General features: G+C 55.5%; 21 protein-coding genes, 1 tRNA gene and 1 pseudogene. 11 read left to right on the top strand and 12 right to left on the bottom strand.

The window, feature by feature from the left end; translation table 11 throughout:
• Positions 1-649 precede the first annotated feature (649 nt).
• The 11 genes from Q0S71_RS09100 (at position 650) to Q0S71_RS09060 (ending at position 7,820) form a co-directional block, all read left to right on the top strand.
• Complete coding sequence (locus tag Q0S71_RS09100; protein WP_295994062.1) at positions 650-1,195, top strand: hypothetical protein; 546 nt, start codon at positions 650-652, stop codon at positions 1,193-1,195.
• Positions 1,196-1,338: 143 nt separating this feature from the next.
• Positions 1,339-1,731 (top strand): hypothetical protein, encoded by a 393-nt coding sequence (locus Q0S71_RS09095; protein WP_295994061.1) that lies wholly within the window; start codon positions 1,339-1,341, stop codon positions 1,729-1,731.
• Positions 1,732-2,050: 319 nt separating this feature from the next.
• The gene (locus Q0S71_RS09090; RefSeq protein WP_295994060.1) at positions 2,051-2,416 is read left to right on the top strand and encodes a hypothetical protein; all 366 of its coding nucleotides are present in this window, start codon (positions 2,051-2,053) and stop codon (positions 2,414-2,416) included.
• 40 nt (positions 2,417-2,456) lie between these two features.
• Positions 2,457-2,882: a nucleotide-binding protein gene (locus tag Q0S71_RS09085; protein WP_295994059.1), complete on the top strand. Its 426-nt coding sequence runs from the start codon at positions 2,457-2,459 to the stop codon at positions 2,880-2,882.
• 176 nt (positions 2,883-3,058) lie between these two features.
• The gene (locus Q0S71_RS09080; RefSeq protein ID WP_295994058.1) at positions 3,059-3,427 is read left to right on the top strand and encodes a hypothetical protein; all 369 of its coding nucleotides are present in this window, start codon (positions 3,059-3,061) and stop codon (positions 3,425-3,427) included.
• Positions 3,428-3,497: 70 nt separating this feature from the next.
• Positions 3,498-4,274 carry a class D beta-lactamase gene (gene blaOXA / locus Q0S71_RS09075; protein ID WP_295994057.1) on the top strand — a complete coding sequence of 259 codons (777 nt, stop codon included), beginning with the start codon at positions 3,498-3,500 and terminating at the stop codon, positions 4,272-4,274.
• 94 nt (positions 4,275-4,368) lie between these two features.
• Positions 4,369-4,920, top strand: a complete 552-nt coding sequence (locus tag Q0S71_RS09070) for a hypothetical protein (RefSeq protein ID WP_295994056.1) — start codon at positions 4,369-4,371, stop codon at positions 4,918-4,920.
• A 398-nt stretch (positions 4,921-5,318) separates the two neighbouring features.
• Complete coding sequence (locus Q0S71_RS09065; protein ID WP_295994055.1) at positions 5,319-5,735, top strand: GNAT family N-acetyltransferase; 417 nt, start codon at positions 5,319-5,321, stop codon at positions 5,733-5,735.
• A gap of 67 nt (positions 5,736-5,802) precedes the next feature.
• Entirely contained in the window at positions 5,803-6,225 is a 423-nt protein-coding gene (locus Q0S71_RS27375) for a DUF4279 domain-containing protein (protein ID WP_367185286.1), read from the top strand.
• A 77-nt stretch (positions 6,226-6,302) separates the two neighbouring features.
• Positions 6,303-6,500 (top strand): hypothetical protein, encoded by a 198-nt coding sequence (locus tag Q0S71_RS27370; RefSeq protein WP_367185287.1) that lies wholly within the window; start codon positions 6,303-6,305, stop codon positions 6,498-6,500.
• 186 nt (positions 6,501-6,686) lie between these two features.
• Positions 6,687-7,820, top strand: a complete 1,134-nt coding sequence (locus Q0S71_RS09060; RefSeq protein WP_295994054.1) for a DUF4238 domain-containing protein — start codon at positions 6,687-6,689, stop codon at positions 7,818-7,820.
• A 293-nt stretch (positions 7,821-8,113) separates the two neighbouring features.
• Here the strand turns inward: Q0S71_RS09060 and Q0S71_RS09055 are convergent, their stop codons facing one another.
• From Q0S71_RS09055 to tilS, 12 genes and pseudogenes are all read right to left on the bottom strand, one after another.
• Entirely contained in the window at positions 8,114-11,050 is a 2,937-nt protein-coding gene (locus Q0S71_RS09055; RefSeq protein WP_295994053.1) for a DUF927 domain-containing protein, read from the bottom strand.
• On the bottom strand, positions 11,043-11,465 hold the full coding sequence (locus Q0S71_RS09050) for a hypothetical protein (protein WP_295994052.1): 423 nt from the start codon (positions 11,463-11,465) through the stop codon (positions 11,043-11,045). Before Q0S71_RS09050 ends, Q0S71_RS09055 begins: the two co-directional genes overlap by 8 nt.
• Positions 11,458-12,120: a hypothetical protein gene (locus tag Q0S71_RS09045; RefSeq protein ID WP_295994051.1), complete on the bottom strand. Its 663-nt coding sequence runs from the start codon at positions 12,118-12,120 to the stop codon at positions 11,458-11,460. The genes Q0S71_RS09050 and Q0S71_RS09045 overlap by 8 nt, the downstream gene beginning before the upstream one ends.
• On the bottom strand, positions 12,117-12,416 hold the full coding sequence (locus Q0S71_RS09040) for a hypothetical protein (RefSeq protein WP_295994050.1): 300 nt from the start codon (positions 12,414-12,416) through the stop codon (positions 12,117-12,119). The genes Q0S71_RS09045 and Q0S71_RS09040 overlap by 4 nt, the downstream gene beginning before the upstream one ends.
• 584 nt (positions 12,417-13,000) lie before the next feature.
• Complete coding sequence (locus Q0S71_RS09035) at positions 13,001-13,438, bottom strand: hypothetical protein (RefSeq protein WP_295994049.1); 438 nt, start codon at positions 13,436-13,438, stop codon at positions 13,001-13,003.
• Positions 13,438-13,638 carry an AlpA family transcriptional regulator gene (locus tag Q0S71_RS09030; protein ID WP_295994048.1) on the bottom strand — a complete coding sequence of 67 codons (201 nt, stop codon included), beginning with the start codon at positions 13,636-13,638 and terminating at the stop codon, positions 13,438-13,440. Before Q0S71_RS09030 ends, Q0S71_RS09035 begins: the two co-directional genes overlap by 1 nt.
• A 129-nt stretch (positions 13,639-13,767) precedes the next feature.
• Positions 13,768-14,421, bottom strand: a complete 654-nt coding sequence (locus Q0S71_RS09025; RefSeq protein WP_295994047.1) for a DUF6499 domain-containing protein — start codon at positions 14,419-14,421, stop codon at positions 13,768-13,770.
• A 141-nt stretch (positions 14,422-14,562) separates the two neighbouring features.
• Positions 14,563-14,757 (bottom strand): annotated as a pseudogene (locus Q0S71_RS09020) (type II toxin-antitoxin system MqsA family antitoxin); the annotation flags it as partial.
• 731 nt (positions 14,758-15,488) lie between these two features.
• Complete coding sequence (locus tag Q0S71_RS09015; RefSeq protein WP_295994046.1) at positions 15,489-16,751, bottom strand: integrase arm-type DNA-binding domain-containing protein; 1,263 nt, start codon at positions 16,749-16,751, stop codon at positions 15,489-15,491.
• Positions 16,752-16,917: 166 nt separating this feature from the next.
• Positions 16,918-17,010: transfer RNA gene (locus Q0S71_RS09010), tRNA-Ser, on the bottom strand.
• Between the two features lie 114 nt (positions 17,011-17,124).
• On the bottom strand, positions 17,125-18,372 hold the full coding sequence (locus Q0S71_RS09005; protein ID WP_295994045.1) for an aspartate kinase: 1,248 nt from the start codon (positions 18,370-18,372) through the stop codon (positions 17,125-17,127).
• A 138-nt stretch (positions 18,373-18,510) separates the two neighbouring features.
• Positions 18,511-19,971, bottom strand: coding sequence for a tRNA lysidine(34) synthetase TilS (gene tilS, locus Q0S71_RS09000; protein WP_295994044.1), 1,461 nt, complete (start codon positions 19,969-19,971; stop codon positions 18,511-18,513).
• Between the last annotated feature and the right edge of the window lie 57 nt (positions 19,972-20,028).

Raw genomic sequence — 20,028 nt, 5'->3', positions numbered from 1 at the left:
AGAGCTTACGCGCCCACTCGAGGACCGTCGCCATGGGCTCGTCGCGCGACACTTGTAGGCGCGGCGCGACCAGCGATTGTGCGCGCTTGAGCGGCGGCGCCGCGCCGTCTTCGAGTTTTCGCTTTGCCCCGCTCGGCGCAGAGACTGGCACCAGCACTGCTGGCGCCGTCGTTGCCGTCGGTGCCGTTGTTGCTGGTGGTGTCGTCATTTCTGGTGTTGCCGTCGGTGCTGTTAATGCGGTTCGGCATGTTGATGAATAGGGCCACTGAGTCTAACGACGCAATCCGGCCAATAGCTGCCCTTCAAAAATCGAATGCACACATCTACTTCAACCGGATGGATTCTCTTAGCGATTGCTGTGGTGACTTTGGGCCTCGACGCTATCGCCATGCGCAAGGTATTCACCTCGCCGTTCTACGAGCCTACTCAACGGTGGTCGCAAGCAGCTCTTATCTTGCTCGTGCCAATATTTGGTGCTTATCTAACTTGGTACTTGGCGCGTGAGCATACGCCACTATTCCAATCGCCGCCCGTTGACCATGTTAAGGATATTGACCCTACATGCGGAGACATTGATTATCATGGGTGAGATTGCCGAGACCGCCTATGGCCAAACCGGACATGGCGCGATTAAATTTAAGGGCTACAAATGAGAAAATTAGTAGGCGCATTTCTGTTCTTGGTCGCGCCCATTGCATTTTGCGCCGACCTTAAGCCGTCCGAGTTGGCTGCTGTGCAGGTAGTGGACCAGTTTGTTCAGGGCTGTTTTATGAGCTTCCCATATCCCGAGAAGTTCACGGAATGGGTGGCACAGCGAGGTTTTCAAAAGCTGTCAGACACGGATGCGTCAGCATATCTGGGTAGCTATTCTGGAAACGCCTGGAGTGTTAGGCTGGATAACTCGCGTTTCGTCCTAACGAGTGTCGGAGCGAGCGCATGCAACGTCTTTGCAAATGATTTAGACGAGTCGATGACCAAAAATCTGGTTGTTGGCTTCTTGGAATACCTGAAGACTCAAGGGGCTACTTATCAATCGATGACCGTAAATCCAGCTAGCGCGACTGCTGGCCTATCCAGCATGAACTATGCTGTGTCGATGGGAGGCCAAGTCGTTATGAATTTAATTTTGACCGTTGCTGCGCCAAGGAGTGGCAAATTCCAAGTTGCGCTTACTGCAGCCAAAGTGGCAACTTGATATTTGCACGCGAACATCGCTGGCCGCGTACGGCCAGTAGGTCGTATGCCGCGTCATCGTTTGCAGAGGCAAAAGAGAATAGATGAATAAGCTCGGATTCGCAAATTTGTTGGCGCAGAACTGGAACAAGTAATGGACATACAATGAATGAGACCTTATTTTTACTAATCAACGCGGATCAACACTCACCCCGATTCCTGCTGGGCTTCGCGGTCTTTGCAGCCGACTATTTACTTTACATCGTCCCGCTGGCGCTGACAGTCATGTGGTGTTGGGGGGAACGGCGTGAGGTTGCGTTTCGCGCCCTGTGCGTTAGCTTGATTGCCCTGGGCCTTGGCCAGATCATCAGCGCCTTCTATGTTCATCCGCGGCCATTCATAGTGCCAATCGGTCACACGTTTGCGCAGCATGCTGCGGACGCGTCGTTCCCCAGCGATCACGGCCTGCTGATGTTCTCGATCAGTTTCGCATTCTTGCTGTGCCGTGAGTTGCTGCTCGGCGGGGTAATGTTAGCGCTCGGGGTTCTGGTCGCCTAGTCGAGAATTTATCTCGGCATCCATTTCCCCTTCGATATGGCTGGGGCTGCCGTCGTGGCGGCTGCCGCATGTGTAATCGTCTGGAGCGCCTGGAACGCGCTTGGCACGAAGTTGATGACTGCGGTCGAAGCGCTTTACAAGATGATGTTTTCATTCGCAATTGCGCGAAATTGGATGAAGAATTAAGAAACGCTTTCGGCCAGATGCGGACGACTCCGCACATTCGATTCATACCGTTGTGCCTCGGTCGGTCAGCTAAGGCCGACGCTGTTAGCAGTACAATGTTAATTATCTAAAATGAATAAGTGCCCCAATAGTCATGAGCATAGAATTCCTTCGTACACCTCTTGAGAAAGCCAGCTACTTGGCCACGCTGCTTTCTTCCCACGCCAGCGCCGGCAAAGCCGATACGAATGAATACAGCACGCTTCGGCAGGAACTTTTGTCGATGCCAGATATTGAGAATCGTGTACCGTCATTTGTGCGGGTGAATCGAGACTTGGCGTCTTTCTGGCACTTCATCCAGCCAAAATTCAAGACTTACCAAGAGCGCCGTACTTTTATTTCGGAACAATTCACTCCTTTACTAGATTTTTTGGAATTCGGCAGCTTGAAGGGGGATTCCATATTCAAGCAGGCTCCCGGCCTAATCCCCAAGATGCCGAAAATTCGCAGGAGGCGGTGACATCGAGCCAGTTGCGCGGAACAAGCGGAAAGTCTTTATTGTGCATGGTCGTGACAATGAAGCAAAACAGGAGGTGGCGCGGTTTCTTTCGGACCTCGGACTCGAACCAATTATTTTGCACGAGCAGGCCAGTTCGGGCATGACAATTATTGAAAAAATCGAACGGTATACCAACGACGCTGACTTCGCCCTCGTACTTTATACGCCTTGTGACCATGGGCGAGGTGTGCATGAAACCAAGGTTGCTGCCCGCAGTCGTGCGCGGCAGAACGTTGTCTTCGAACATGGGTACTTAATGGCCAAACTTGGCCGTGAAAATGTCTGTGCGTTGGTAAAGGGTGAAATTGAAACACCAAACGACATTAGTGGGGTTGTGTACGTTACCCTCGACGGCTTCGGTGGCTGGAAGAGCCAGGTGGCAAAAGAATTGAAGGTCTGCGGTTACGTTCTGAAGAATGGATTTTAGTCTTGCAGCGGGCGTAAACCAAGCGTGCTCCGAAATTGCATCAGTCCGCTTCGGGACGGCATCGCCCTGGGAGTGAGAATTCGTGAGTTTTTTTGCAGATGAGCAAGCTGCTATCCTGAACGCGGTCGGCCGGGTTCGGCCGGGTTCGGCCAAAAGCCGCCCTTGGAACGGAATATATGATCAGAAAAATAGTGTTAGGAGTCGTAACGCTCGCAGTGGCGCAAAGCGCTTTCGCAGTAGAAAATAGCCCGAAAAACGGAAACGGCGAACTCGATCCATTTGCGCCTGCTATCGTAGCCTCTTCACGTGTATGCTCTGAGCGGCATCCTGAAAACGCGAAGTACTACCAAGCTGCTGTTAAGGCTGTTTTTTATGGGCATCAGAAAGAATACGAACAGCTGGGCAATGATGCCGAGTTTCAGAAAAAACTTCGGGAATTTAGAACGCAGGCAGCTACCAAGTCCAAAGCTCAACTAGACAGCGAGTGTGAAGATATTCTGGCAATGGGCAAAGAAGCAATGCAACAGCGCAAACATCAGAAATGACAGGCTGCCCCCGGCCACAAGCAGACCTAAAAAATTAGTGTATTTTCGATAGTAAATATATAGGCTTTGGATGAGACTTTATAAAATAATTCCGGCAGTTTTGTTTTCACTATCCGTTTGTTCAATCGCGAACGCAGCTGAATTATGTGCAGCAGTTGCGGATGCAAATAACGGTAAAGTAATTTTTGAGAGAGGCGAATGTAGTCAACAAGTTACGCCTGCTTCTACATTTAAGATAGCGATTAGTTTGATGGGCTATGACTCCGGGTTTCTAAAGGACGAGCATACCCCGATGCTCCCATATCGCCAAGGTTATGTCGACTGGAACGAGTCATGGCTCCACCCTACGGACCCAACTAAATGGATACATGATTCTGTCGTATGGTATTCGCAGCAGGTTACTACATCGCTTGGAAAAGAACGTTTCACCGCATATGTTAAGGAGTTTCAATATGGAAACGCTGATGTTTCCGGAGACGCTGAAAATGATGGTTTGACCATGTCCTGGATTTCTTCATCGCTACGGATATCTCCCTTGGAACAGTTGTCCTTTTTGATGAGAGTGGTAAACCGGCAACTGGGCGTCAGCAAACATGCGTACGATATGACGGACGTAATCACGAAGCTTGAGAAGTCGCCTGACGGCTGGGAAATACATGGGAAAACCGGTGCTGCTTCTGGCTTAGGGTGGTACGTCGGCTGGGCATCGAAAAAGGGGCGGACATTTACGTTTGCACGTTTGATTCGACGAGATAAGTCTGACCCACAGGACGTTTCCGCCGGTGTACTGGCGCGCGATGCTTTTATTAGTGAATTTCCCAAAGTGATTGATAGCTTTGGGCACTAACTTTGGGAGCTGCGCCGTCAAGATGGTGGCCGTCTTCGGCCAGTACCAGACCGTAGTACACGTAGTTAGTTCCATAATTCATTAAAAAATATACATGGCAATTGAACATAAAAAGAAAATCACTCCGACTTGGACCGACGTTAAGATGAAATTGGCTGAGTTCGACCGCGCAGGTCTTATTGCACTCGTACAAGACATGTATTCGAATAAAGAGAATCAAGCTTTTCTGCATGCTCGCTTTGGGCTCGGTGTCGATACCCTGAAGCCATACAAGGCCACGATTTCTCGGTGGATGAGGCCCGACTTAATCAAGCACCATGACATTTCAGTTTCCAAGGCTAAGAAGGCGATATCCGATTACAAGAAAGCAGTTGGACACGCAGAGGATGTGCTTGAACTAATGATTTTTTATTGTGAAGAAGCAGCGGGATTTAGCGATGAATTCGGCATGGATGACGAAGGTTATTTCGATTCCTTGCTCCGTATGTTCGTTCAGGTGCTAAGGTTGTTAGCTGACTTCCCGATGGAGCAGCGAAATGCTGTCCTGATTCGTCTTGACCAAGTAAGAAAACTTAGTCATAAATTCGGGTATGGTGTTGGTGATGAAATGGATGATTTACTTGAAGAGTATGTGCCACTTGAGTGACTTGGTGACAGCAGTCGGCCAAAAACAGTCGTTGCTGTAGAGCTCGGATGCTCGCTACTTCTACGTCGATGGCGAACAGTTTAGTTATGAGAAAAATACTTGTATCAGTTGCTTGGGTAGTTCTGGGAAACGTCGCATTCACTGCGCTGTATGTCGCATTGACGTTACAATTTAATCCCTCCGTAACACATGACGAATCGTACGAATTTGGAAATAGCTACGGTGCATATTTTTTCCTTTTGTCGGTGGTGCTAGTCATCTATTTAGCGATGACCAATCGGCTTCCGGGAGGAAAATCTGCTCGATCTAAATGAAATCCTCGTACGGCTATCGGCCAATAGCGGCCCGACATGGACAGGTTTTTGGGGGTTCGGCAGCCACCAGTATTGGAGCAGAATTTGAAATTTTTATTCACGACACAGTCCACAGATTGGGAAGTTGTTGCTTCTCTATTTGAGCAGGTGGGCTGGACCGGACGGCGTCCGGATGAAATTCGTAGTGCATTTGAAAAAAGTAGCCATGTTATATTTATCTATGATGCCGATGAGCTAGTTGCGTTCGGACGTACCATGGACGATGGGCAATATTACGCGTTGCTTGTAGATGTCGTCGTAAAGCCTGGCCATCAGCAGCTAGGTTTGGGAAGAGAAGTAGTCAATCATCTCAGGTCGAAGTTGGCGTGCTATAAATTTATAACGTTGACAGCAGCCCCAGGAAAAGAGGATTTTTATCTGAAATTGGGCTGGCAGCGACAAGCAACCGCGCTAATTTGGCCGGTCTCCGAGGAGCAGAGGAAATTGCACGTTGCGTCTTGAACAAATCCGCAATGCTCGCTATCGGCCACAACCAGACCTTCAAAAAAACATTTGAATCAGAGGAATCTTGGGTAATTTTGATAGATCAACCGCATGCCTTCGTCTATTTGGCAATAACTTGGACCCAAGTGAGATTAGTCTATTGTTAGGCTGCCAGCCAACCGTTGCGGAATTCCGTGGAGAGATCGTTCGGTATCCGTCTGGCCGCGAACGAATTGCTCGAGTTGGTCAATGGCGTCTCGAGGCGAAAGATGTCGAGCCAGAGAATCTTGCGGATCAGATCCGATGGTTGTTGACTCAAGTTACTGAAGATCTGAGCGTATGGCAACGTCTTCAGCGGATGTGCGAAATGAACCTTTTTTGTGGTCTATTTATGGCAAGTAGCAACGACGGCGTATCAATTCCACCAAGCGTTATGCTTATGCTGGGCCAACGTGGAATTGCGCTAGATTGCGACGTCTATAGCTATTTGGACGACCAGGAAGCCTGATCTGCGCCGCTGACGGCCAAAAGCAGACGTAGAAAAGTTAAAGCAACGGGGTTCGCATGAAATAATTTAGGTTTAATATTTTCGGTTCGTTTATTGTTATCACTGGCAATGCCGGGGCCAGGTGCGCTTTCTACCTTGGGGCCGACGGGAAGCGCAGGCCGGCACATTTCGTTGTCCCAGATGACGTCGCTGACCATGAGCTGTGTGAGTATCTGGCCGATCTATACCATGAACATGCGACACCTCGAAATTGCACAGCCGTCCAGATATCATGACGACGGCGTTCGGCCACAGGCGGGCAACTCGGCTATGGTTCCGCCAAAAAACCGATGACCGCTGCGGATTCAATCGTGCAGGCGCGTCTCTGGTGTTTTGGAGGTTAATTCAGGTTTTGGTACATTATCGTGCAATCGTATATTGAAGCCCTGCTCAGGATGGAAATTGGCGAAATAGGAGTGACCATGCCAGAGAAAAAGAAACAACATTTTGTTCCGCAGTTCTATCTACGAAATTTTTCGAAAGATGCCTCAGAGAAATGCATAAGTATTTTTAATATTGCTCGACGCAAAGTTATTGGCTCCGCCAGCTTAAAAGATCAGTGTTATGAAGACTATTTTTACGGAAAAGACCTCATAGCGGAAAACATGTTCAGCGTTATCGAGGGGCAGGCGTCCAAGGTAATCAGTGGAATCATAGACAGAAATGAGGTTCCGAGAAAATTGAGTCCAGAGCACGACACGTTGTTGATGCATGTGCTAATGCAGCACGCTCGGACCAAACATATGGCCGATTCTACCGAACAGCAGGTCGGGGAGTTTGCGAAAATAATACTATCGAAGAAAACCAGCGTATCCGAGTATCTCAACGAGGTTTCCATACGATTGACTGAACCAACTGAAATTCCCATTTCGGTTGCAATTAAGGGACGCCCACTGCTTGATGATTTACATTTCAAGATTTTGATCAACGCAACTGATGTCGATTTTATTACTAGCGACAATCCGGTTGTGCGGCGTAATCAGTTTGCATGCGGGCGCAAGACATTTAATAATATTGGATTTGCATGTATTGGTCTGCAGATATTTTTTCCGCTATCTCCAAAGCATATAGTTATTTTTTACGATTCAAAAATATATAAAATTGGATCCAAGAATTCAACTGAATGTATCATCAAAAACAAATCAGATGTCCACCGCCTGAATGAATTGCAGGTGCTTAATGCGGATGAAAATCTCTACTTTTCGGACGTGGGACAAAAATCGAACGTTTTTTCAGCTTTTTTTTCCTCTTTGTCATTTCATTCAAAAAATAGGCCCATTCTTGAAGAAGGGCCGGCGCAAGATCAGGGGAATGGCAGGTTTGGATCGATGGTTCGCATGCACACGCCGGAACAGAGTAAGAAACTTGAGCTTTCTTTCGTGAAGCTGCACCGCCTTATTTCTCGCGATGAACTAGACCATGTCGGCCCCTTGGTGCGTAACGTCGACATGGTTTATGCTGTCCAGGAATTTCAGCGGCTGGTTGATCGAGGCATCTACCGTATCAACGAGTTTAATGATTATCTTGCCAGCAAACGTACCGATTATCGAATGTAATTTTGAACGGGCTTCGTTTTCTTGAAGACAAAATTGCCATAATTATAATGGCTGGGCAGCATGTTATTCAAAAGTGGCTTGAAACGTTATCGCCGAAGGTCCGATTTGGGGCGGAAGCGGGCCTTCCCGTTATTTAATACTTAAGGGTGCAGACAATAGCATCGCTATCTCCGGTGTGAAAAAATTTCCCGATAGTACGTCTACACGATACTAAGCCGATGTCCTAACAGCTTGGCCATACCGGCTGTTTATGCGCTGCGGCCGGCCTTCTGCTATCGTTGGCCGGCCGCAGATTAAACACTAATTCCAGCGATTTCAGGTGTGAACCGGTAGACCCTAGAAGGCCCAATACCCGGCAATCTCACTTGCCGAGTAGGCCCCCCGTCGCTATCGGCCACCAGCAATCCACGCTCGACAAGCAAGCGCGCAACCGTTTTGTGATTGAAACCCTTGCATATTTCATCCCTAAATACCTCAGTCAAAACGAAATACTCCTGCTTGGACTCTTCCGCGTCAGCCGGATGCACCTTGTCACCATAGGCCTTGTGATGGTCCGAGTTGGAGTTGATGGCCATTCCGTCACGTGTCAGCAGGCGTTTGAAGCCGGCGCGGTTGATCGTGTTCGGTTTGTGGTCATCGGTCGCACGATGCCACCACACGAAACGCGCCTCACCGTGCGCCTGGAAGAAACCGCTCACCTGACGCAGTATCGACACGTGCTCGACATTGCCGGCGCCGCCACGGCCTTCCAGCCAAGCCGCAAAGCAGGTACGTGCCGCTGCTACGGCCTCGCCCACCGCCCAGCCCGTAATGCCCGCAGTCGTCGCCAATTCGCCAGCCATCCCCACCAAAGCAAAGCGCGTTGCCACCCGCGCCACCTGCCCATGGGAATCAGGCGGGCATATTTCTCTCGCCATTTCCGCCACTCCTGACGGTAACGCGTCGGACAGCGAAGCGGCGTGCTGCACGGCGTACTCAATGAAGGCCATGCCGGCCGTGCCATAATGCTGCTGCGCCTTGCCGACCAAATGATCAGAAAGCGACGCGCCACTGGCAAAGCCGTTGAGCACCTCATAAACACCAAGCCCTCGCCCCGCATCGGCGGCGATATGGGCCATCCGCACATCGTGGCCCGCCTTGGTTCCCTTGCCGGCCTGCTCCATGTGGTTAGCTAGACTCACCTCACCATCCGACAGGAACAGCACGCGCCAAGTCGCCACCTTGCGCGCCGTGGCCGTTTGCGTGGCACGTCCCTTGCCGGCCTCGTTCGCCAACATGTACACGGTATCGCCCACTACTTTAGGATCGACTTGGGCGATTTCGTCCAACAACAGCAAGGCATCGCTATGCTGGGCGGCCACCGTCTCCAGCGCGTTGTCGGTCATGCGCCAGTTGCGCGGGTAGTCCTTGCCGCCAAACACCGATCCGGCCACCTTGAACGCGGAACTCTTACCGCTGGAACTGTCGCCCCAAATGTGGAAGCCTCCAGACGGCACGCGCGCCAAGTGCAGCAATGGCGCGGCGAACGCGGCCGACAGGCAGAACAACATGCGGGAATTGCCCCTGCAATGGTATGACACTTCGTCGCGCCACTCCGCCAGGGTTCCGCGTTGCTTGAACTGCGAGACGACGCCGCCCGCCGCCTGAAACATCACCTTCTCGTCGCCGTCGCCGATGGTGCGATCCGGCAGCACATAAGCGTGGTCATGCCAGCCGATGCGATCAGTACAGCGCACGCGCACATCGGTCTGCTGGGTCTGGATATAGACGCTCAAATGGTTCTTTGCCGCCGTACCCGAGCCGATGCGCAGCCCCATCGATAACAATGTGGCGCGGTACTGCGTGCCATCTCCGGCAAGCATACTGGCGTGCATTGCCCAACGCTTGGCGTTGCCATCGCCGTCTTGGAATTCCAGCAGATAGCCCCAATCCTCATTAGCGTCCCCGCGCGACTTGGCCGGAACGTGCAACTCGCTACAGATCCACTGCGCCGGCAACGGATCGCCTTGCTGGCTGAAGCCGTGAAACCATACACCGTCTTCATCGACATGGAAGAACGGCCGAGAAGCCTGACCAGTGCCCTTGCCGTCCGCCCTCGCATTCGGTGCGCTTGCCTTCTTGGCCTCCTTGCCGCCCGCGTTCCTACCTGTAGCATTCGGCATGCCCTTAACTGGAGGATCAAGCACAATGGCAGCGGCTACAGCGCCCTGCTGATCAGCGTCAGCAGCCGCCCCGGTCACTTTCGCAATCGCCGCCGCCAGTTGCACGTGCACGGCCTCGATGCCCAGCGCCACCGCCAAGTCATTGAAGTCCGACGCACCGGCCGCCAGTCCTTGCGGCTTGCACCAATGGCCGTCCACGGCAGCGGCGGCGGCGGTTGCCGATACGATGCCGGGGTTCTTGCCGGTTTTCTCTTCGGTCTCCTTGTCGTCATCGGCGCACAGCAGCAAGTGGGCTTGTGGCAGCAGCTTACGCACCGTAGCCACCACATGGCGCACATTGGCCTCATTGAACGCCACGACCACCGCGTGGCCTGTGGCCGCATGCAGCGTGGCCGCCGTCGCGTAGCCTTCCGCGATCAGTACCCAAGCCGACGCCGCCATGTCTCCCAGCACATGGAAGCAGCCCGAGACGCGGCCTCCAGCGAGGAAGCGCTTATCACCCTTGGCGACGATCCGCTGCACGTTCCAAAGCTTGCCCGTGCCGTCGCGCAACGGCACCAGCAGCACGCCACCGGGCAGGAAGCGCAAGCCAAACGCCTGCACGCCCTTGCGGTCCAGATAAGGGCTATCGCCCGTCTCAGATGCGCCGGCCCATACCTGCGCCGCCTCGACCGCTGCCGCCTCCTGTTTCGTTACCAGCTCGGCGGCCGCTACCCGGTCGCGCTCCTCGCGCTTTTGGCGGATACGCGCCTTATCTGCGCCCGACAGCGGAACGGCCGCCGCGTACTCCTTGGGATTAAAGCCGCTCTTCTTGGCCTCCGCGATTAGTGTACCAATCGTCACTTTCCCGCCCGGTTTAAAACTGAGCCAAGTCGATTTAACGGCCTTGGCGTCGAAGCTTGCACCGCTCTCACTCCAGTCATTGAACAGATCGTATCCACCCTCACCAAACTCCGATTTCAACGCCATGCCAATACGCCACCACAGGTCACGATCATTCGCTGGGATGAACGTCAGCGCGGCGCGGGCAGCATCCACACTGACCGGATATGCGTTGTTACTACTCATTACTTATTCCTTTCTTTTCCTGCTGTATGCGCGCGAGATACCCCGCCTCAAATGCGGCCACACAAGCCAGCAAACGCGGCATGATGGCGCGACGACGGGCCGGTCCATGTATGCCAGCGCCAGCACCAATGGAGCGCTCCAGCGCGGCTTTAAAACGTCGCACGGCCAGCGCGCTATGGTCTTGCAAGCCGATGAATTCAGCATCGGCGACAAGGAAGCACGCGGCAGCCGCCGCGCCGGCATCGACACAGCACTGAAACTCGTCAGATACAGAGAGCGCGACCGGCCGCAAATGCGCGCCGCCAAGGTTCTCCAGCTGCGCTAAGCTGGCAACACGAAGGGACGCGGCAAGGGTCGGCAGATAAGAATCGCCCAAGCTGGGCAACAGGGTGCTGAAGGAGCGCGAATCACGCATGACGCACCTCCTTACGGCACATCACAGCATCGCGCTCACCATACAACGCAACCGAATATGCCAGGCTGTCACCGACACCGCGCAGGTATTGCCCTTCCACGGCCAAGTGTCGGAGCAGGCCGCCGAGGGAGAACAGCGTATGCGACGAAAGGCTTTCCTCTCCGCTAGTACCTGCCGCCTCCATCAACTGGCCGATGGCCTCAATCCCGCTAAGGATCGTGTTGCCAGCAACGTGCGAATGCGCCTCCGCTGCCGATGCTATCTGAACATGCTTCAATTCGACGGCAGGGGCGAGGCCGAAATCGGCCGGCAACTGTTGCATCAAATGCGCCAGCTCATACGGTGCGCGGTCAAGATTTTTGTAGTATGGATTGGGGTCCCCGCCTACCGGGGTTTCAATTATTGGAGAGGCAATTCCAGAAGGAGATTCAGCACCCAACGTCGTATCAAAGCCCTGCTCCCACTCGCGCATAAGGTCCGCAAGCACTGGGCTATCTTCAAACGACAAGACTGCATCAGCGTAACCAATGGCGCGCCATGAACCCACATCATCGATCCGAGTCGATTTCGCATCACGCTTGAGCCACGCGCTGGCGCGCTCACAGCCGTTTGCATAGGCCTGCTCCATTACCTTGATATTTTTCGCCATACTCATGCTGCACCTCCGACGACATTGATCGGCAACGCTTTCAATGCGAGCAAATTTTGCTCCATATCTTCACGCGAACAATCGAGTAAATTGCTCTGGTTATCGGCAATCGAGTAGCCAACCTTGGCGAGGTCATGAATCATCGGGTTGTTGCCGCTCAACGCGACGATGGCGCGAAAAACTGCGCGCAACTGGTCAACGCATTCCTCGCCAAGCGAAGCGACATTGACGGCATCGATTGCGCGCTGCAACGCCAGCGTGTGAAATTGGGATGGAGTTTGGGATTGGATGATGCTAGGCATGTGGGCCTCCTTGGGTAGCGGTTACACCGCGCCCCGCTTCCAAACGGGGTGAGCGGCAAATGGCGGGGTTGGAAGACTGGCACCCAAAGAAACCAGCAGGCCCGAAGGCCTCCCCGCCACCGCCGCTCATAGGAGACGCACGAAGGCATGCACACGTAAAAAGACCGCTTGGCGCGGTCTGTGCGCTTTGAGTGTTCAGGCTTCCAAACCTGTTCCCCTCTTTATCGGGGACAACCGAATCATAGGCGGTTCGGCGCCCGCGCGCAAGCGCCGCCGCGTGCATACGTGCTGCCGCACCCCGGAACCACGTCACGGTGACTGGCACGCATGCCACGACATGGATCAGCGCGGCGATCATGGCGACACCTTGCCATGCCTGATCGGCGTCATAGGGGCCAACGCAGCCCCTTGCGGAGACGCGGCAACCTTCCCGGCCACTTGCGCTTTACCACGACCACGACCACGGCCTGCGACCTTGCCCGCAGGCAGCGACGCACGCTCACTACCCGATGCGATTTTTCGTGACGCAGCACGCTGTGCAGACGCCTGCACAGACAGCGTGGTAATACGCTTCAAACGCGAGGTCATGGGCGCACCTTGCCCGTTCTGGCAGCTTCCAGCACCCCATGAATAAGTGCCTTTGCGGACGAAACCATAGCGGCCGGCTTATCCTCCTGCCCAGCTTTTTCAGTAATGCCTTGCTCCTTGCGAACCACATCCCAGCGCTTCTGCTTGCGCTGAATCGCCAACTCTTCTTGTTTATCCGCCAGCCATTCCGCAACACTCAGCCAGTATGCAGCGCCTCCGATAGCCACAGTCTGATCCGGGCGCAACACCGGAGCATCAACCTGCATGCCCCCTTGTGTGATTGGATACGGAATATAAAATTCACGATCCAAGGCCCATGCCAGAATCGGCTCTTGGCCCGTTAAGACAAGCGCACCGTCATCATCGCCAGCCGACAATACATAGTAGTCCGGCAGCGCATCGATGATCTTCGCAACCTTGATGTCAGCGGCCATTATTGCGCCGCCTGCTGGATCAATGCCTTAACCCAAGCGTCAAGCGCGTCCATAGGCCAGGCAACGGCGCGCGCGCCCAGCTTGATAGGCGCGGGGAATGTGCCGAGCTTCACGCGACGATAAATTTCCGATTTTTTGAGGCCTACTTTCGCCTCAACAGATGACAGCCGCAACAACGGGCCGATTGATTGATTTTGCATCCTCTATCTTCCATAAAAATGCCACACAGTGCGGCGAGGTATGGAGAATAGAGTTTTGCAATTAGTACAGAAACCAATGATAGCCGTGACTGCCTACATAGCCACTTTAGGCTATCTAGCAGGGGGCAGCTATTTAGACACCACGCGTATCCAACCTTTAAAAAGTTGATGGGCAGGCAACATTCGATATGTTTCATCCCGAATTTTCGTTGCTGCTGTTTTCCAGTTTTGCACGGTCTTTTTAGCTCCCTCTATGTCTTGATGGGGAAGCAATATCGATGCCATTTCCGGAATCTTTACGCTGCAACTAAGTGCATCCAGTACACGTAAATATTGAGGGTAAAGATGCACAGCGCGCTGAGGACGGCCCTTATACGGAACCATACCGCGATGCTGAATAAGACGCTCCCTTTCCAAGAGAATAGCCTTAAACTGAGCCTCCAAGACATCAACAGAATGTCGCAAATCGATTATCGGAGTAAAGTAGCTTTCACTCTCGGGGACTGCTACCGACGTCCCCCATAGAACACGAATTGTCGAGCCGTCAGTAGTGAAACAGTCCCAGTGTCGCGCCCAATCGCTACTAGGATCGGCAATTTCAACCATTCCCCACTTCTCAGCCAACAACTCGGCCAACTCGGGTTTAGACTGGCATGTAATCCAGTCCGCTTGATAAACGCTATTCCGCCGCAGAAACTCCCACGCCCAAAACGTTAGATTGTCATTTCTGGAAAATTTAGCATATACGGATTCATCTCGCCAATTTGGCGCAATAAATGACACAGGGCATCCTTCAAATGTCCCCTTCGGATAGTGCCAAGCCAACCGGCGAAGGTATCCGGCTTTCGAGTGGCCGCTCTAGGCTTGGCGTTGCGATTGTAACAGCCCTACCTCCAGCGCCAACATCACAGTGCCAAGCGAGCAAGACAACTGTCTGGAGAAGGCACGTATTTCGAGGATGACGCGGTTCGTCTCCGCCGCATCCAATATGGCCTCGGCGCAGGCTGGGCAAAAATCGCCCGTCACTGCCGCAATAACAATGGATTCACCCTTGTAGGTACAGGGGAGGTCGCGGGTATCGCGGATCAGTTCAGCCGCGCCGCAAACAGGGCATTTCATCTTCATCGCTCCTTGAAGAAAAGCAAATTGGTTAGCGCAGCCTCTCCACTCCATTGTACCGGGGTCAGTTGCTGGCGCTGGTCAACACTAGCAATTGGCAGCACACCCCAGCCGAAGCGCACCGCCAAGCGATCAGGACCGGCCGCCACATGGGCCGCACCAACACGCCGATATCAGCACACCGCTGGCCGCCGTTCGCGCCTTCAAGCGTCAGTTGCTGGCGCTGGTCAACCGACCGCAGGCAACACGCCAGCAGCAGCGCATTGCCAACCCATAAGGGCAGCCCACCAGCCCGGTAGCCCAGCACGCAGGCATCTACCATCACTGGCTACCATTCGCACCGACCAACGCCAGCCGCAAAGCCTCGGCCGACGCGAGCGCGACAAAGAGCAGACGCACGCACGGGCAGCGGCGGCGGGCGGCGGCGCGGGAACCCCCACGCGCTTAATCCCACAAGAGCAAGCCTGAGCCGGTCGAAGCCAACATAACCATCAAATGTTACTTTTATTTTTTGAGTTAGACACAAGCTGTACCGGTTCTGTACCGGTTCTGTACCGGTAAAATAATATATTTTCCGGTACAAATAAAAACATAAGAATCAATGACTTAGGTTATGTTTTTTCCTTGTACCGGTTGTACCGGAAATTTTTTCACCGTTTTCCCTTTTGCGTTAGCGATTTTGACGAAAAAAAACCGTGCAAAGCACGGCCCCATGCGGGTTTGCGGGCGATTTACGCCCGTTTGAAACTCACCGGGATGACGTTGCCGCCGCTCTCTACCATGTCTACGTAGTCCGCGTATGCTTGCATCATGACCTTGCGTTCCTCTTGGAATTGCTCGCGGTCATAAGCCTCGCCGTACTCGTCAGTCGATCCATGCGCCAACTGCCGATTCACCACCTCATGCCGGTAGCCCAGCCGCGCCTTGATGACGCCCATGGCAAGGGAACGAAAGCCGTGGCCCGTGTGGCGGCCCTGATAGCCCATGCGCCGCAACGCCATCAGGATGGCGCCGTTCGACGCCGGCCGCTCGTGGTCGTTACGATTGGGGAAGAGATAGACGCCGTGCCCGGTCAGCCGGTGCAGTTCGCGCAGCAAGGCCCAGCCTTGGCGCGGCAGATGGACGTGATGATCCAGCTTGCGCGGGTTCAGCAGCTTCTTGCCCATCTTCATCCGCGACCATGGAATCACCCACGTCTCGTTCTCCAGGTCGATTTCCGCCCATGGCGTCTCGATCAACTCACTGGTGCGAACGAATACCAGCAACATCAAGCGCAGCATGATGCGGGTCGGCAGGAACATGCCGGCCTCGGCCTTCGCCAGCGCCGCGAGGAAGTCTGGCAGTTCATCGGTCCCGATGGCCGCATGGTGGCCCTTGGCCCGTGGCTTGAGTGCGCCGCGCAGGTCGGGGATCGGGTTGTATTTCACGATGCCCTTGGCGATGGCGAAGCGGAACACCGCGCTACAGTACGCGCCGACGCGGGCGGCCATATCCACGGCACCGCGCTTCTCGATCTGGCGCAGCACGTCAAGCATCAACGGCGCATCCACCTCAGTGATGGGGCGGTTGCCGATGCGCTGGAATACATCGTTCTCCAGACGGCTTATCGCCTCCTTGGCCGTGCCGGGCTTCCACGTCTCGGCCTTGTTGGCGTGCCACTCGCGGGCCAGCACCTCGAACGTGTTCACGGCGGCCGTTTTCTTTTGCAGTTTCTCGATGCGCTTGCTTTGAGCGGGATCAATACCAGTGGCCTGCTGCTGTTTGACCTTGCCCCGCTCGGCGCGGGCGCTTGCCAAAGTCACGTCAGGATAGCTACCGAAGGTCAGCCGGGACTCCTTGCCGTTGGCCTGCCGCACTTTCATGCGCCAGAACTTGCCACCGTTCGACATGACCTCGACATACAGGCCGCCACCATCGGACAGCTTGTAGGACTTCTCGGCCGGCTTGGCGTTGCGCAGCTGAATATCGGTAAGGGGGGAGATCAGTTTAGGCATGTTCGGGGCATGTTTTCTGGAAGGGGCAAATCATGCCCCGAATCCTGCCCCCAAAAAACCGGGCTGTCAATGCACTTCACGGCACGACTTGGGAAGAAAAAAGCCGCGCTCTCATAGTGAGGAACGCGGCTTCTTGGACTACTTGGTGCTTGCTGGCACTTAATTCTGGCGGAGACGGTGAGATTCGAACTCACGATACAGGTATAAGCCGTATGCATCCTTAGCAGGGATGTGCCTTCGGCCACTCGGCCACGTCTCCTAGTCGATCGCTCAACTATGTCTTTTCAGCCAAACCGCGCTAGAGCAGACGACCGTCATAGTATAGTCCGGGACCGGATTGGTCAAGGATACACAACGGTTTTTTTTAGAAATATTATGCTTTTTCCAGTTCGAACGCTTTGTGCAGCGCGCGCACGGCCAGCTCCATGTATTTTTCATCGATCAGCACCGAGATTTTGATCTCCGAGGTGGAAATCATCATGATGTTGATGCCCTCTTCCGACAGCGTGCGGAACATCTGCGAGGCCACGCCCACGTGGCTGCGCATGCCCACGCCCACCACCGACAGCTTCGACACCTTGGCGTCGCCGATGATGCTGGTGGCGCCGATGGCGGCCTTGGTGCCGTTGAGCACTTCCATCGCCTGCACGTAGTCGTTGCGCGACACGGTGAAGGTGAAGTCGGTCTTGCCGTCGACCGACTGGTTCTGGATGATCATGTCGACTTCGACGTTGGCCTCGGCCACCGGCCCCAGGATGTGGTAGGCCACGCCCGGACGGTCCGGCACGCCCAGCACGGTGATTTTGGCTTCGTCGCGGTTGAACGCGATGCCGGAGATGACTGCTTGTTCCATATTGGTATCTTCCTCAAACGAAATCAGGGTGCCCGAATTGGCTTCGATGGCCAGGTCCAGCATGGGGTCGGTCAGCGAGGACAGCACGCGGGTCGGCACGCGGTAGTTGCCGGCGAATTCCACGGAGCGGGTCTGCAGCACTTTCGAGCCCAGCGACGCCAGTTCCAGCATTTCCTCGAAGGTGATGGCCTTCAGGCGGCGCGCTTCCGAGACCACGCGCGGGTCGGTCGTGTAGACGCCGTCGACGTCGGTGAAGATCAGGCACTCGGCCGCCTTCAGCGCGGCCGCGATGGCCACGGCCGAGGTGTCGGACCCGCCCCGGCCCAGCGTCGAGATGTTGCCGTGCTCGTCGACGCCCTGGAAGCCGGTGATGATGACGATCTTGCCGGCGTCGAGGTCGCGCCGCACCTTCTCGTCGTCGATGGACTGGATGCGCGCCTTGGTGAAGGCCGAGTCGGTTTTAATCGCCACTTGCCAGCCGGCGTAGGACACGGCTTGCTTGCCGATGGCCAGCAGCGCCATCGACAGCAGGCCGACCGACACTTGCTCGCCGGTGGAGGCGATCATGTCGAGTTCGCGCGGGTCGGGCTGGTCCTGGATTTCGCGGGCCAGGCCGATCAGACGGTTGGTTTCGCCCGACATGGCCGACGGCACCACCACGATCTGGTGGCCGGCGTCATGCCACTTGGCGACCCGCCGCGCGACGTTCTTGATGCGATCCGTCGAACCCATCGACGTACCGCCGTATTTGTGCACGATTAAAGCCATAACAGTGAGTGTCCCGCTCGTGAAATAAAAAGAAGGGCTTTACTCTACATGTTGCAATGCAAAAGGACAAGTCCAAAAAGTCATAGCCTCATACCGTATTAGCATAAGTACAGATGAAATCACCGCTGCAACCGGATTTTATTTTGCTTCCCAGCGCAATTTCAGGCGCATTCCGCCGTCCTGCCTCAAATGATGGCAGTCCATGCCGATTCCCGCAGCGAACAACAACTGCTTGCCGGCGCTGACCACGGGCAGGCGCGCGCGCTCCCAGGCCGGGATGTCCAGCGCCTGATAGTGATATTTCAAACCGCGCGTGGGACGGTTGGCGGCCGGCTTGAGGCGTTCGCCGCCCTTGCGAAATTCGATCACCAGCGCCTGCTCGCGCAGCCAGGCGGGGTCCAGGCCGGCCGCAGGGACGGCGTTCGCGTTCGCGTCGGCGTCGGCGTCGGCGTCGGCGTCGGCGTCGGCGTCGGCAGCGTCATCCACTTCATCGAAATACAGCACGCCGCCGTAAGCCGGGAAGGCCAGCTCGGCCTCGCCGTTCCAGCGGAACGATGTGCCCGGCGTATCGTCGAACTCGTCCTCACGCGTTCCGGACAATTCGGCCAGCTTGGGCGTCAGGTACAAACGGTCACGGTAGCGCCGCACGTGGCAGTCGGGATGCGTGACCAGCACCTGGGCGTGGTCGCGCGCCTCGGTCAGCTGGGCCAGCATCTCGGCCAGCCAGGCCGTGGTCGGCATGCGCAGGCCGCGCACGCTGAACCAGTGGCGCAGCAGGTTGCTGCTGCGGTCCGCGCTCATCAGCCGCAGCTTGGCGACGTCGAGGCAATCGCCGTCGAGGCAGGCGGCCAGGTCTTGCTCGGCCATCTCGGTCAGCAGGCGCTGCGCCGACTGCGCGTGCTGGGCGCTGCGCGCGAAGCGCTCCTGGAAGCCGGGGAAGGCCAGCGCCAGCGCCGGCATCACGCGGTGGCGCAAGGCGTTGCGGGCGAATTGCGGATCGTCGTTCGATTCATCGTGGATGTGGACGACGCCGCGCTCGGCCACGTAGGCGGCCAGCTGCTTGCGCGATGCCGACAGCAGCGGCCGCGCCATCACCAGCGCCGGATTGAGCAGCAGCTCGGGTGCGGCGTTGGCGGCGTCCATGCCGGACAGGCCGGCCGGGCCGGAGCCGCGCAGCAGTTGCAGCAGCACCGTTTCGGCCTGGTCGTCGAGGTGGTGGGCGGTCAGCAGCAGCGTCACGTCATGTTCGCGGCACAGCGCGCCGAGCGCGGCGTAGCGGCTCTTGCGCGCCGCCGCCTCGGTGCCGAACTTTTCCCGCTGGGCCAGCTCGACCCGGCGCGCCTCGAAAGTAACGCCCAGATCGGCGCAGGAACGCGCGCAGTGGGCCTGCCAGTCGTCGGCGTGGGTGCTGAGGCCGTGGTGGATGTGGAAGGCGTACAGGGCGATCTGATGGGTTTGGGCGTATTCGTGCGCCAGGTGCAGCAGGGCCGACGAGTCGAGCCCGCCGCTCAGGGCGACGGCCATGCGCGGCAGCGTGCCCTGCCCGTCCAGCGCCCGTGCGAACAGCTGCGCCAGGCCGGGGATTTGTTGCTTCTTCACGTGAGACTCCAAAAACGGCTGAAAACTAAATCGGGGACAAACTAAATCGGGGTCAGG

It is taken from the genome of Rugamonas sp., assembly GCF_025354735.1.
Taxonomy (GTDB): Bacteria; Pseudomonadota; Gammaproteobacteria; order Burkholderiales; family Burkholderiaceae_D; genus Rugamonas.
The sequence above is the reverse complement of the archived record's forward strand: the minus strand, read 5'-3'. Positions and strand labels throughout refer to the sequence as shown.